The organism is Microbulbifer donghaiensis (assembly GCF_900129095.1).
GTDB lineage: Bacteria > Pseudomonadota > Gammaproteobacteria > Pseudomonadales > Cellvibrionaceae > Microbulbifer > Microbulbifer donghaiensis.
Window position 1 is genome coordinate 620,679 of sequence record NZ_FQVA01000001.1, and the last position, 13,969, is coordinate 634,647.

Genomic DNA, 13,969 nt, shown 5'->3' on the forward strand with positions numbered 1-13,969 from the left:
AGCTTGGGAGACAATATGTCGACAAACGTCGCCGGCCAATTCACCAAAGAGTTGCACAGCGCCCGCCAGCGGGCCCACGAGTATTTGCACGCCGACGAAAACCGGTGCGTCAGCGAACTGCTGGCCGCGCCCCGGCCCAGTGACAGCCTGCGCAAGAAGATCCTCAATACTTCGCGCGAGCTGGTGCGCCATTCCCGCCAGCACCGCAGCAAGCGCGGCACTTTAGATGCCTTCCTGCAGCAGTTCGGCCTGTCCAACAAGGAAGGCGTGGCCCTGATGTGTCTGGCGGAGTCCCTGCTCCGGGTACCGGATGCGGATACTGCCGACAAATTGATCGCCGAGAAAGTGCATTCCGGCAACTGGTCCAGCCATCGTGGCCAATCTGACTCACTGTTCGTGAATGCCTCCACCTGGGGCCTGATGCTGACCGGCAACATCGTCGAGCTGGATCCGGACATCACCGAAAAGCCCTCCCACTGGATGAAGCGCCTGGTCAGCCGCATCGGTGAGCCGATGGTGCGCACCTCCATGATGCAGGCGATGAAGATCATGGGTGGCCAGTACGTACTGGGCCGCACCATCGAAGAAGCCCTGAAACGCGGGCCGGCGGAAAACCTGCCCGGCACCCGCTTCTCCTTCGATATGCTCGGCGAAGGCGCCCGCACCATGGCGGACGCGGAGCGCTACTTCGACGCCTACATGATGGCCATCGAAACCATCGGCAAGAACAACGACAAGCGCGACGTGGTCGAGGCCAATGGCATCTCCATCAAGCTGTCCGCCCTGCACCCGCGCTACAGCGTGCTGCAGCACGACCGCGTGATGAACGAACTGCTGCCCCAGGTAAAGCGCCTGTGTGTGGCGGCCGCCAAATACGACATGGGCCTGAATATCGACGCGGAAGAGGCCGAGCGTTTAGATGTATCGCTGGACATCTTTGAAGCCCTGGCCCGCGATCCGGAACTGAAGGACTGGCAGGGTCTCGGCTTCGTGCTGCAGGCCTACCAGAAACGCGCGCCGCACGTGGCCGACTGGCTGATCGCGCTGGGCCGCGACTCCGGCCGCAAGCTGATGGTGCGCCTGGTGAAAGGTGCCTACTGGGACTCCGAGATCAAGCACGCCCAGCAGATGGGCCTGTCCGACTACCCGGTATACACGCGCAAATGCCACACCGACCTCTCCTACCAGGTGTGCGCGCAGAAACTGCTGGATGCCCGCGATGCCATCTACCCGCAGTTCGCCACCCACAACGCCTACACCGTTGGCCTGATCCTGGAAATGGCCGGCGACAGCGATGACTACGAGTTCCAGCGCCTGCACGGCATGGGTCACCTGCTCTACGCCCAGCTGGAAGAAGTGCACGGCAAGCGCGTACCGGTGCGGGTCTATGCCCCGGTCGGCGCGCACAAAGACCTGCTGCCCTACCTGGTGCGCCGCCTGCTCGAGAACGGCGCCAACAGCTCGTTCGTCAACCGCTTTATGGACGAGAAGACCCCGATCGAAGAACTGGTGCAGGACACCCTCGAGCTGAGCGAGGCCTGCAACCCCTATCGCCACCCGCAAATCCCGGTACCGGAGGACATTTATATGGGCGCAGAGGCTCTGCCACGCAAGAATTCACACGGCATCGAACTGACCGACCCGCAGGCGGTAGAGCCGCTGCTGGCTGCCGTGGACAAAGCGCGCGGCAAGCACTTCCTCGGCGGCCCGATCGTGGACGGCGTCATGGGCAAGTCCGAAGAACCCGTAGTCAACCCGGCTACTGGAGAGCTTGTGGGCCACACCGCCAACACCGACAAGCACCTGATCGACCAGGCTTACGCCTCTGCGAACGAAGCGCAGATCGCCTGGGACCGCCTCGGCGGCGAGGCGCGGGCGAAGATTCTCGACAAGATCGCCGATCTGTACGAGAAGCACATGAATGACCTGGTCGCGCTGATCTGCCTGGAAGCCGGCCGCACCCTGAACGATGGCGTCTCCGAAGTGCGCGAAGCGATAGACTTCTGTCGCTACTACGCCAACGGCGCGCGCAAGCACTTCAGTGAGCCGACCGAACTGCCGGGCCCCACCGGTGAAGAAAACCGGCTGTACCTGAGCGGCCGCGGTGTCTTCGTCGCCATCAGCCCGTGGAACTTCCCGCTGGCCATCTTTACCGGCCAGGTGGTCGCGGCACTGGCGGCGGGCAACACGGTGCTGGCGAAGCCGGCCGAGCAGACCCCGCTGATCGCCGCGCACGCGATCGAACTGATGCACGAAGCCGGTGTACCGAGCAAAGTGCTGCACCTGATCACCGGTACCGGCGCCGCCGTAGGCGCGCCGCTGATCGAAGACCCGCGCCTGTCCGGTGTCGTCTTCACCGGCTCCACCGAGACCGCGCGCCTGATCAACAAGCAGCTGGCCGATAAAGAAGGCCCGATCACCCCGCTGATCGCCGAGACCGGCGGCCAGAACGTGATGATCGTCGACTCCACCGCCCTGCCCGAGCAGGTGGTGGACGACGTGATCCAGTCGGCATTCCTCAGCGCCGGCCAACGCTGCTCCGCCCTGCGCATCCTGTGCGTGCAGGACGTGATTGCGGACAACCTGCTGAACATGCTCAAGGGTGCCTGCGAGGAACTGACCCTCGGCGACCCGTCCAAGCTGGAAACCGATATCGGTCCGGTCATCGACGAGAAAGCCCTGGGCCTGCTGGAAGCCCACCGCGAGCGCATGCAGCAGGAAGCCAAGCCGCTGTTCGCATTTGACGAAGCCAGAAAGCCGGCAAATGGCACCTTCTTCGGCCCGCAGGTGGTGGAGATCGAAGACTTCTCGCTGCTCAAGCGCGAAGTGTTTGGCCCCTTCCTGCACGTAGTGCGCTTCAAGGCGGAAGAGCTGGAAGACGTGATCCGCCGCATCAACGCCACCGGCTACGGCCTGACCTTCGGCCTGCACTCCCGCATCGAGGGCCGCGCAAGCGCAGTGTTCAAGCGCGTAAACGTGGGCAACTGCTACGTGAACCGCGATATGGTTGGCGCGGTCGTGGGCGTGAACCCGTTCGGCGGCACCGGCCTGTCCGGTACCGGCCCCAAGGCGGGCGGCCCGCACTACCTGTTCCGCTTCGCCAATGAGAAGACCAAGACGGTCAACGTCGTGGCCACTGGCGGTAACACGCAGCTGTTTACCCTGGGCGAGTAAGCGGCCGCCGCAATAGCTTGCCCTGAAAGGGCGAACCATCCGATTCGCCCTCAGGTTGCTGACAAAGTTGCGCAGTCGAAATTTAAGGCAAAGTGCTAGGACGAGCATTTCGAACCGTCGGCGACAGGGCCGAAGGCGCCGCGAATGCCTGCAGCGGCCGGACCGTCGCCGCCGGAGCTTACAGGGATGTATTCACAGCGTTTCGAAATGCTCGTCCTAGTGCTTGGCCGCCACCGCACCAGCTCAGAACGGAATGCGGGGTTTATCAACAGTCTGAGGGCGAACCATATGGTTCGCTTTTTTTGTCTGGCACCTCATCAACCCTACCGAACGAACACCATAGGAAGGTCTTTACTGTATAGCGAGCTGCGGGAAAGTAGCGCGCCGCCGCTTGCAACAGTCTGTTGCGTGAAAACTCGACCCAGTCTGCCGGAACCATGTCAGCAATGGATAGCTGTCACCTGATACGCACACCCATTCTCCACCCCGCGGGGCCTGTGGCACTCGCCGAGCGCGACCTGCTCCTCAGCGCGGTGCTGATCATGTTGATCGTGATAGTGCCGGTCTTCGCGATGACTTTTCTGTTCGTATGGCGTTACCGTGCCACCGGCGGGCGCGGGCGCTACACGCCGAACTGGACCTATTCCGCCGGGGTCGACGCCGTTGTATGGCTGGTTCCGGCAGCAATTGTCGTGAGCCTCAGCATCCTGTTATGGCGCGAGACACACGCACTGGATCCTTACCGACCACTGCCATCAGACAGGGAGCCACTGCAGGTCGAAGCCATTGCGCAGGACTGGAAGTGGCTGTTTATCTATCCCGAACAGGACATTGCTACAGTCAATGAACTGGTATTTCCAGCCGGCCGCCCACTGAGTATCCGGATCACCTCCGACACGGTAATGAACGCCTTTTTTATTCCCGCACTGGGCGGTCAGATCTACGCCATGGCCGGGATGCAGACACGACTCAACCTTCTTGCCGATCGACCGGGGTGTTTCCGCGGGCGCAATATGCAGTACAGCGGCGATGGCTTTCCCGAACAGCACTTCGCCGCACATGCGCTACCCACTGCGGAGTTTGGCGAATGGGTCAACAGGGTTCGACAGTCGCCCGCAAGGCTGGACAAACGCGCCTACCTGGCGCTGGCCGCCCCGAGTATCGGCCACCCCGTCGGCTACTATTCCGGTGTTGCACCGGGGCTTTTCGACCACGTCATCGCGAAATACGCCGGCGGCCACACACAATAATTCACGGAGACACGCATGCTGGGAAGGCTGAGCACCGACGCCCTGCCCTTTTACAGCTGGGTAGCGCTGAGCGGTGCGGTGATCACGGTAGTGACTTTCATTGCGGTAATCGGCTTGATTACCCGCTTCGGCAAATGGGGCTACCTATGGCGTGAATGGCTGACCAGCCTCGATCACAAGCGTATCGGTATCATGTACGTGTTACTGGCGCTGGTGATGTTGCTGCGCGGTTTTGTCGATGCGGCGATGATGCGCGCGCAGCAGGCCGTGGCGCATAACTCCGACGGCTACCTGCCGCCCGAGCATTTCGACCAGATTTTCAGCTCGCACGGCACCATCATGGTGTTTTTTATGGCGATGCCGTTTCTGACGGGGCTGATCAATATCATCATGCCCCAGCAGATAGGCGCGCGCGATGTCGCTTTTCCTTTCCTGAATTCCGCCAGCCTGGGCCTGACCGCTGCCGGCGCCGGTCTGGTATTGATTTCACTGGTGATCGGCCGTTTCTCCACCGCGGGATGGACAGGCTATCCCCCCTACTCCGGTGTAACGACGAATCCCGGTGTCGGTGTCGATTACTGGATATGGGCAATTCAGTTAAGCGGTATCGGCACCACGCTTTCCGGAATCAACTTTATCGTCACCATTCTCAAGCGGCGTGCGCCGGGTATGACGCTGCTGCGAATGCCCCTTTTCTGTTGGACCACGCTCGCATCCAGCACACTGATGATTTTCGCTTTTCCCGCCCTGACGGTGGCCACGGCACTACTCGCCCTGGATCGCGTTTTCGGCATGCATTTCTTTACCAATGCCGACGGCGGCAACCTGATGAACTACATCAACCTGTTCTGGATTTGGGGGCACCCGGAGGTATATATCCTGATCCTTCCCGCCTTCGGCATTTACTCCCAGGTCGTCGCCAACTTTTCCGCGAAAAGCCTGTTTGGCTACAAGTCCCTGGTGTTTGCCACCATGGCGATCGCCCTGCTGTCATTTACCGTGTGGCTGCACCACTTTTTCACCATGGGCGCGAGCGCCAACGTGAATGCCTTTTTCGGCATCGCCACCATGGTGATCGCCGTTCCCACCGGAGTAAAAGTCTTCGACTGGTTGCTGACGATGTTTCGCGGGCGCATCACATTCCACCCCGCCATGCTGTGGACGCTGGGCTTTATCGTGACTTTCGTCATCGGCGGCATGACCGGCGTGCTGCTGGCGCTGCCCCCGGCGGATTACCTGATGCACAACTCGACTTTCCTGGTGGCGCATTTCCATAACATGCTGATCCCCGGCGCACTGTTCGGCTACCTGGCCGGCTATATGTACTGGTTCCCGAAGGCGTTCGGGTTCACTCTGGACCAGCGCTGGGGCAAGCGGGCTTTCTGGTGCTGGATAATCGGCTTCTACCTGGCATTCATGCCGCTCTATGCGCTCGGCTTTATGGGCATGGCGCGACGTATGGAACACTATGAAATCGCCGCCTGGCAGCCGTTCCTGGTGACCGCAGCGCTGGGAGCCACCGTGATCGCCATCGGGCTCGCCTGCCTGGCAATCCAGTTGCTGGTCAGTATCCGCAATCGCGCGAATAATCGCGATCTCACCGGTGACCCCTGGGACGGCCGCACCCTGGAGTGGCTCACGACTTCCCCACCGGCCCCCTACAATTTCGCGCTGATACCGCACGTGCACCACTTCGATGCCTTTCACGAGATGAAACTGCGCGGTGTCGCCTATACCCGGCCGACTCGCTACGAAGATATCCTACTGCCCAGGAACACCGGTGCGGGTGTGGTGCTGGGTGGTTTCGCATTTATCTTCGGGTTTGCTGTGGTCTGGCATATCTGGTGGGCGGCCATCGCGGCTCTCGTTGGTATTCTGGTGACGGTCATAGCACGCAGCTTTTGCGACAGGATAGAGTTCCTGGTGCCCGCCAGTGAGATTGAAGAGATAGAAAACCGCCGCTTTCTCAATCTGAGTAAAGGGAATGCGCTGTGAGACTAGCGACAGGCGCGGCCAGCTTGCTGCCGGAACCCGAAGCCTACGAACAGAGGGCACTGGGCTTCTGGCTGTACCTGATGAGTGATGCGATTATCTTCGCCCTGCTGTTTGCCACCTACCTGGTGATGGTCGACAACACCGCGGGCGGTCCCGGTGGGCAATCCCTGTTTCACCTCGCACACACTTTTGGCGAAACACTGTTACTGCTTACCAGCAGCCTCACTTTTGGGCTCGCATCCTTGGCGCTGGACGCCGGCAGCCGCAGTAAGGTTATCGCCTGGCTCGCTGTCACCTTTCTATTCGGTCTCGGATTTCTTGCGATGGAATTGTTCGAGTTCCGCGACATGCTGGCGGTGGGAGCCGGACCGCAGCGCAGCGGATTTCTATCCGCATTTTTCACACTGGTGGGCACCCATGGACTGCATGTGAGCGCCGGACTCCTGTTTATTCTGGTAATGATCTGCCAGGTCGCAGTCAAGGGCCTGGCCGCTCCGGTTGCTTCCCGCCTGCTCAGACTTGGATTTTTCTGGCACTTTCTCGACATTGTCTGGATCGGCATTTTTTCCGTGGTATACCTGCCGGCACTTCTATGAATATTTCTACAGAACGAATACCGCAATGAAAGATACCGGCGCGCCTGAAAAACGCAGGTCGAACACCTATGCCGCCGGCTACGTACTGGCCCTGCTACTGACAGCCATTCCATTTGGGCTGGCAGCGACAAATCTGGTTCCCCGTGCCACGGCCCTGGCAATAATCGCAATCGCGGCAATTCTGCAGATTTTGGTTCACCTGCGTTATTTCCTGCATCTCCGCTTGCGTGCCACCGCACCGGAAAGGATCCTGGCCCTCGCCTTCGCCGGTATTCTGATTCTGATCATGATCGGCGGCAGTCTCTGGATCATGTTCGACCTGCATCACCGCATGTGGATTTGATAAAGTGCCGCGCAATATTGCGGATAGTTATTAAGCGTTAGCGATTGGGCTGCTTATGGCTATTCGTAGAACCCCGATCTCCGGGAGGCCAAGCAAAAAAAAAGAGCCGGGGGTTGCCCGGCTCAAGCCAAGTCCTGTGAGGTTTGCCGAATATCAGAGGACGTTCATGCTTGTTTGACCTTGCTGTTCAAAAAAAGATCAATTCAATACGCGATATCCGCGACCGAGCAGACAGTTTCTGGCGACCCGCTCGGCTTCGACATTGGCACTGGTCACGCCGGACACCCCGCCCATTATCGCACCGGCCCCGGCGCCGGCGGCCGCCGCGCTGCTGCTGTCACCAATGATCGCGCCCAGCGCGCCACCGAGCAGCGCACCGCCGGCGGCACGGGTCGCACCCCGGCGCCCCTCATCGGCGCGTGCCGCATAGGAAAGCGCTCTGCAGTCCGCCAGGTCTGCCTGGTACTGCTGCATATTCACGCCATAGGTATCGATAATGATGCCGCCGGCGCCAGGCACCTGCTCCGGTTGGGCCGCACAGCCACACAGCATGGCAGCGCTGAGACCGACGGCCGCCATCAATCCGAACTTCATCAGAGGCTCCTCTCTACCTGGACACCGCCCATCCAATCCCGCAGATCGGCCGGGAATGTCGCCTAGTTCTTCTTTAGGTTTAGCTGTTGGTAGAAGAGCGCGCCAGCCAGGCGCTGAGGAAATTTCGACTTTTCGGTCAGCTCAGAGAGGAAAAACCCTAGTCGTAGCGATAGTCAATCTGCAGCCGCTGGTTCTGTCCCTGTTCATCGAGCAGATTGACCACCCCCTCGAAGAATTGCAGGCGCCGGCTATCAGCGCTGTATTCCAGGTAGAGGTCACCAGCGAAGAAGCGCAGCAACGGCTGTGCCAAATCAACCCGCAAGCACACCTTGCCTGTTTCGTTCCCGCGGCAATTAACCTTCCGTGCGCGCAGCGCGATCGCACGTCCGTGAATCGGGGAAGCAAAGTTGAACTCCAACCTGTCTCCGGCCAACAGGCTCTCCCAGTTTTTGCGCACGAAAGCGTCGAACCCGGCATCAATCACATCGATGGTGGTTTGCCCGACTAGCGCGCTCTCCCAATCGGCGGCAGCCGAGGCCCGGTATCGCATCTGCCACTGCCCGTCCCTGTTGCGGACTTCACGCTCCTCGCCAAGCCGGTAGTCGCGCTGTAATACTTCCGGTCTCGGACTGTTGCGCGCCGGCTCTGTCTCTCCGGTGAAAAGAATTTTCTCGGCGATACGAAAACCCTGCGGGCTGTAATACAGAACACGGGTACTTTGGTTTTCCGTAGGAAGGAAATACTCGCAATACATCAGCGCGCCGCTGCGCGGATCCCGGGCCAGTCCGGTTACCTGAGTTTCGCCCTCATAGCCGCAGTGGGCCGCCGCACCCAGGGCCGCAGCGGCGAACAGACTAAGCATATCGCGCCTCGCTAAACATCCGCTGGCGTGCGAGCCAGGTCGTAAATGGTAGAAACAGTGACCAGATTACCACGAGGAGAGTCAGTGGAAGAATCACCGGTTGCTGAAATTCGACCGTGCCATTCAGCCAGGCACCGGTCCAGTAACTGAACGGCCCAAACACGCCGCCAAGTATCGCGGCGAGCCAGGCACTCTTTTGCAGAAAGAACATGCTATAGCGCAAGGCGGTGGCAAAGTTGACCCACAACAACAACAGCCACGGCGGCGGGAACGGCGAACCATTGTTATTGATCAGCAAGCCGCTGGAAAACACCGCTGTATCTATCGTTGCGCCGCAACACCAGATCACCAATACCCAGAGCCACTCATTCGGCTTGTCCGCAATGAAGCGCAGATGCACATATAGGTTCGCCAGCGTGAACGCGGCAATCACTATTACACTGTCGACCAGCACACACAGCGGCCAGGCAATATCAAACAGCACCGCGTTGGCGGCAAATCGCCACATGTCAGTAAGCAGTGAGCTGGCATCGCGGTTTGGCGAAGACAAACTGGGCAGTGCTGATCACCCGCTCCAGGAAGCCCCCCTCGCAGTAGCACAGGTAGAAATCCCACATGCGAATAAAGCGCTCGTCGAAACCCTGCCCCCGCACCTGCCCTATTTCGGCGAAGAACGCATCGCGCCAGGCGCGCAGCGTGCCGGCGTAATGTGCGGCGATATCCTCGAGGCCGACAATCTGCATATCGGTGTCATCGGCAATGTGATTGGCCACGACCTGATTGGACGGCAGACAGCCCCCCGGGAAAATATAGCGCTGGATAAAGTCCACCTGGTTGCGGTAGCTCTCATAGCGCTGGTCCGGCATGGTGATGGTCTGCATCACCATCAGACCATCGTCTTTCAGCAGGCGACTGCAGCGGGAGAAGAACTCGGCGTAGTACTCGTGGCCGACCGCCTCGACCATTTCGATGGACACCAGCTTGTCGTACTGCCCGGTGAGGTCGCGGTAATCCTGCAGCAACAGGGTGATGCGATCCTGCAGGCCTTCCCGCTCCACCCACTGCTTGGCGTAGTCGTACTGCTCGCGGGAAATCGTGGTGGTGGTCACGCGGCAACCGTAATGTTTCGCCGCGTACACCGCCATACCTCCCCAGCCTGTGCCTATTTCCAGCAGGTGATCGGATGACTGCAACTGCAGCTTGCGGCAGATTTTCTCCAGCTTATACAGCGATGCCTCGTGCAGGCTGGCATCTTCGCGCGGGAAGACCGCAGACGAGTACAGCATGGTCTCGTCGAGAAACAGGCGGAAGAAGTCATTGCCGAGATCATAATGGGCGGCAATATTCTTGCGCGAGCCACTGCGGCTGTTGCTGTTCAAGCGGTGCAGTACACGCAGCACTGCCTTGTGCAAAAAACTCCAGCGGGAATCCATGTTTTGCAGCAGAGACATATTGTTCACCATCAGGCGAATCACGTTCACCAGATTTGGCGAACTCCAGGCGCCCTGCATGTAGGCCTCACCGGAGCCGATGGTACCGTTCAACAGCACCTGCACGTAAGTGCTGTCGTCGTGCACATTGATCTGCGCGCGAATGCTGGCCTGATCGACAGGCTGACCAAAGGTGAAGCGCTTGCCATTTTCCTCCACCACCAGGTGTCCCTGCTCGATAGCGTTGAGTTTGCCCAGCACCAGCTTGCGTGCCAGACGCGCCAGCCAGTTCTGCCGCGCGTCGTTTGTTGTCTCCTTTACCAATCGCGCCTGTACTACGTTGTCGATTGCCTTCATCGTCGCTTGTCTCCTACCTGAACTTCAACGCGGCGACCTGGATGTGGAAATACAGGAACGCGTTTCAACCACAATTTGAGAGCCTGCCAGTAAATGGCACCTATCACTTTTACGGTCATCAATGGATAGCGGATCAGTATGCCGTTCAGCGATCGGCCGCTTATTTCTTTGCGCCGCAGACTGAGCGTGGCGTCAAAGACACGTTCACCAACGTCGCAGGATTGCAGATGCGCCGTCAATCTCTGTCCCGGTGTCGCACTGCGCCAGCGGTAGCCCTGCTCCAACGGCATAAACGGCGATACGTGAAAGTCCTTGGCGAACGAGGCTTTCTGCACCGCGGCTTTGTTGCGGCAGTCCAGCAGGTAGCTGTGGCACTCGTTCCACGGCGTATTGTGGACATCCAGTAACAGCCAACGCACATTCGCGCCGTCGCGATCGAAGCAGTAGTAGATACTGATCGGGTTCATGTTGTAGCCAAAGTAACGCCAGTTCGCCAGCAGGCGAATCGGGCCCTCCGGACGCTCTCCCCCCTCCTCCGCGACGCGGCGCCGCACCGCCTCATCGAGACTCAGTGCGGGATCGCCGAAGAAGTCCTCTCGCCTGAAACGGGCGGGCGCCCAGCGCCGCTGCGACCAGAAACATGTTTGTGCACAGACTTGATCTACCTCCGCCAGGTCGAGATACATCATGAAGACCCGGTAGCGAAACTGGTGCGCGCGCGGCGAAAATCTTCGGTGCCGTACCCAGCCCGTATAGATGGCGCTCTCCACTACAGCTTCCTCACCACTTCACTCCGAGCCCCTCGGCAACCCGCAGGGCGCTGCTGACGCCATCTTCGTGGAAGCCATTGGCCCAGTAGGCGCCGCAAAACCAGGTGCGATTAACACCGTTGATACTGGCCCAGCGCTCCTGCGCGCGCATGCCGGCCACAGAGAACTGCGGATGCGCGTAGTCGAAGCGCTGCAGAATCTTGTCCGGATTAATGCGCTGCTCGGCGTTCAATGTCACGCAGTAGGTTTTTTCGCTCTGCAGGTCCTGCAGGATATTCATGTTGTAGGTGAGCACCGGCAGCTCGTCGTGCTCCTCGCGCAGGCGATAATTCCAGCTCGACCAGCTGCGGCGGTGGCGCGGCAGTAAACTGGTGTCCGTGTGCAGCACGACCGAATTCGCCGCATAAGGGATAGCACCGAGAATATCCTGTTCGTTGTCGCAGGCATCGGCGAGACACTGCAGCGCCTGGTCGGAATGGCAGGCGAACACCACTTCGTCGAACAACTGCTGCTCGCCGCTGGCGGTCTGGAGTTCCACTCCGTCGGCGGTGCGCCGCACCGATTGCACCGGCGTCGACAGACGGATTTTGTCGGCAAAGGATTTTGTCAGCGGACGGATATATTCGCGCGAACCGCCGCGGATCACGCGCCACTGCGGCCGGTTGAGGATATTGAGCAGGCCGTGATTGAAAAAGAAACGCACAAAGAAGTTCACCGAAAACTCGAGCATCTGCGCCATACTGGCCGACCAGATCGCCGAACCCATCGGCACCAGGTAGCGGTTGGCGAATTCCGCTGAATAGCCGTTGGCCGGCAGGTACTCGCCCAGGGTGAGCCCCTCATGCAACTTGCCCGCCTGCCAGTCTTTCAGCGCATTGCGGTTGAAGCGCACTATGTCCCACAGCATGCGCCAGTGCCCGGCGCTGACCAGGTTGGCGCGCTGGGCGAACAGGCTGTTGAGATTGTTGCCGGCGTACTCGAAGCCCTCCTTGTCACAGCGCACACTGAAACCCATCGACGTGGGCTGGGATTCGATACCCAGTTCACCCATCAGGCGAATGAAGTTCGGATAAGTCCAGTCGTTGTAGACGATAAAACCGGTATCGATTGAGAGGGTACGGCCGCCCTCTGCCACATCCACCGTTGCGGTATGGCCACCCAGCCGGTCTTCGGCTTCGAATAACGTAATATCGTGCTTGCGGTTAAGCAGATACGCAGCGGTGAGTCCGGAAATGCCGCTGCCGATAATCGCGATGCGCATCAGGTTTTCCTTAAAGTGCGAATTCTGGTCATTCTGGGCGCGCAGTAGCGAAACCAGAGCGAACGAAAGAAGCCCAGAAACCGCAGCGGCCAACTGAGGCGGCGCGGGAAATCGATTGTGTGTTTCTTGGATGCCAGCCCCCGCTCGATACATTCCGCCGCCTGATCAGCGGTCATCAGGAACGGCATATCAAAGTCGTTGCGTTGCGTTAGCGGGGTATCGATAAATCCGGGGCGAATGTGCACCACCCGCAGATTGGTCCGGCAGGCGTCGGCCCGCACGGCGTCGAGAAAGTAGCCCAACGCCGCCTTGGAAGCGCCATAGGCCTCGGCGCGGGGAAACCCGACCACCGATGAGAGGCTGCCCACCGCAGCAAAAACCGGCGTGCGGCTGTTGGCGAGCAGCGGCAAGGCACTGCGCAATGTATTGACGACACCGAAATAGTTGGCATCGAATACCCGCCGGTAGCTGGCGGTATCCAGCTGCAGGTTGTCGTCGTACTCGCAGGTTCCCGCGCAGGCGATCACCAAATCCAGGTGGTCGGTCATCTCGGCCAGGCGCGCGGCGGCTTGCTCCATCTGCTCGTCGTCACCAACGTCGCAGTCGAGAATGCGGATGCGCTTGGGGCAAGACTGCTGGAGTTCTGCCAGCGCATCGCGCCCGCGGCTGCTGGCAATCACGAAATTGTTCTGTTCTGCCAGGCGCAGGGCCAAAGCGCGACCGATGCCGGAGCTGGCACCGGTTACCCAGATGGTTTTGTCGCGAATGACTGTCACGGCTCAGCCCCCACCTGAGCCATACGGGACTTGACTCCGCGCACCAGGGTACCGAGCAGTGGCACCCGTTCATACACCATGGCGCCGAGATCGTAAAAATCTTCGTGGTAGTACACCTTATCGGCGTAACGCAGCAAGCTGCAGCCACGCAATACCAGCGGGCGGCCGCCATTCAGGGAAAGGTGCGCATAGTGCATATGCCACGGCAGGCAGGCGCTGTCGCCGGCGATGGAAGCATCGTCGAATTCGAAACGGCACTCCGTCAATCCCTCGCTCATCGCCGCGAAATAGCGCTTGAGCCCCGGCAACCCTTCGATCCGATGCAGCGGATCGCAGAAAATGATGTCGTCCCGGTAGAGTCGCTCCAACTGTGACGGGTCCCCAGCCAGGTAGTCACTGTAGTAATACTGCAGGTCCTGAATCAGGTCGCCCATGCGCTATTCCATTGTTGAACTGAACTGCAAACTCATACGCCACTAGCGGCGGTATGGATCACTGTGTAACTACACTGCGGTGTCCTTAAACGGCGCCACAATCTACTTCGACAACAGAGATTCAATC

At 59.8% G+C, this 13,969-nt stretch carries 13 protein-coding genes; 5 read left to right on the forward strand and 8 right to left on the reverse strand.

The features are described from left to right. The first annotated feature begins 15 nt into the window (after positions 1–15). The 5 genes from putA to cyoD all read left to right on the forward strand — a co-directional run bounded on the left by putA (position 16) and on the right by cyoD (position 7,358). Positions 16–3,174, forward strand: coding sequence for a bifunctional proline dehydrogenase/L-glutamate gamma-semialdehyde dehydrogenase PutA (gene putA, locus BUC36_RS02565; protein ID WP_073271140.1), 3,159 nt, complete (start codon positions 16–18; stop codon positions 3,172–3,174). 446 nt (positions 3,175–3,620) lie between these two features. Then, complete coding sequence (gene cyoA / locus BUC36_RS02570; protein ID WP_143186863.1) at positions 3,621–4,424, forward strand: ubiquinol oxidase subunit II; 804 nt, start codon at positions 3,621–3,623, stop codon at positions 4,422–4,424. Between the two features lie 15 nt (positions 4,425–4,439). Beyond that, a complete protein-coding gene (locus BUC36_RS02575; RefSeq protein ID WP_073271144.1) occupies positions 4,440–6,419 on the forward strand; it encodes a cbb3-type cytochrome c oxidase subunit I in 1,980 nt (659 codons plus the stop codon). Then, entirely contained in the window at positions 6,416–7,015 is a 600-nt protein-coding gene (gene cyoC / locus BUC36_RS02580) for a cytochrome o ubiquinol oxidase subunit III (protein WP_073271146.1), read from the forward strand. Before BUC36_RS02575 ends, cyoC begins: the two co-directional genes overlap by 4 nt. Before the next feature lie 25 nt (positions 7,016–7,040). Continuing rightward, a complete protein-coding gene (gene cyoD, locus BUC36_RS02585; protein WP_073271148.1) occupies positions 7,041–7,358 on the forward strand; it encodes a cytochrome o ubiquinol oxidase subunit IV in 318 nt (105 codons plus the stop codon). A 198-nt stretch (positions 7,359–7,556) separates the two neighbouring features. Here cyoD and BUC36_RS02590 read toward each other — a convergent pair whose 3' ends face one another. The 8 genes from BUC36_RS02590 to BUC36_RS02625 form a co-directional block, all read right to left on the reverse strand. Further along, on the reverse strand, positions 7,557–7,952 hold the full coding sequence (locus BUC36_RS02590; RefSeq protein ID WP_073271151.1) for a glycine zipper family protein: 396 nt from the start codon (positions 7,950–7,952) through the stop codon (positions 7,557–7,559). A 157-nt stretch (positions 7,953–8,109) separates the two neighbouring features. Then, entirely contained in the window at positions 8,110–8,814 is a 705-nt protein-coding gene (locus tag BUC36_RS02595; RefSeq protein ID WP_073271153.1) for a hypothetical protein, read from the reverse strand. Continuing rightward, positions 8,807–9,364 (reverse strand): DUF2878 domain-containing protein, encoded by a 558-nt coding sequence (locus BUC36_RS02600; RefSeq protein WP_143186864.1) that lies wholly within the window; start codon positions 9,362–9,364, stop codon positions 8,807–8,809. The genes BUC36_RS02595 and BUC36_RS02600 overlap by 8 nt, the downstream gene beginning before the upstream one ends. Continuing rightward, positions 9,324–10,601 carry an SAM-dependent methyltransferase gene (locus BUC36_RS02605; RefSeq protein ID WP_073271157.1) on the reverse strand — a complete coding sequence of 426 codons (1,278 nt, stop codon included), beginning with the start codon at positions 10,599–10,601 and terminating at the stop codon, positions 9,324–9,326. Before BUC36_RS02605 ends, BUC36_RS02600 begins: the two co-directional genes overlap by 41 nt. Further along, complete coding sequence (locus tag BUC36_RS02610) at positions 10,598–11,371, reverse strand: DUF1365 domain-containing protein (protein WP_073271159.1); 774 nt, start codon at positions 11,369–11,371, stop codon at positions 10,598–10,600. The genes BUC36_RS02605 and BUC36_RS02610 overlap by 4 nt, the downstream gene beginning before the upstream one ends. 10 nt (positions 11,372–11,381) lie before the next feature. Continuing rightward, positions 11,382–12,632 carry an NAD(P)/FAD-dependent oxidoreductase gene (locus tag BUC36_RS02615; RefSeq protein ID WP_073271161.1) on the reverse strand — a complete coding sequence of 417 codons (1,251 nt, stop codon included), beginning with the start codon at positions 12,630–12,632 and terminating at the stop codon, positions 11,382–11,384. Next, positions 12,632–13,408: an SDR family NAD(P)-dependent oxidoreductase gene (locus tag BUC36_RS02620; protein WP_073271164.1), complete on the reverse strand. Its 777-nt coding sequence runs from the start codon at positions 13,406–13,408 to the stop codon at positions 12,632–12,634. The genes BUC36_RS02615 and BUC36_RS02620 overlap by 1 nt, the downstream gene beginning before the upstream one ends. Beyond that, on the reverse strand, positions 13,405–13,842 hold the full coding sequence (locus BUC36_RS02625) for a nuclear transport factor 2 family protein (protein WP_073271166.1): 438 nt from the start codon (positions 13,840–13,842) through the stop codon (positions 13,405–13,407). Before BUC36_RS02625 ends, BUC36_RS02620 begins: the two co-directional genes overlap by 4 nt. Positions 13,843–13,969: the final 127 nt, after the last annotated feature.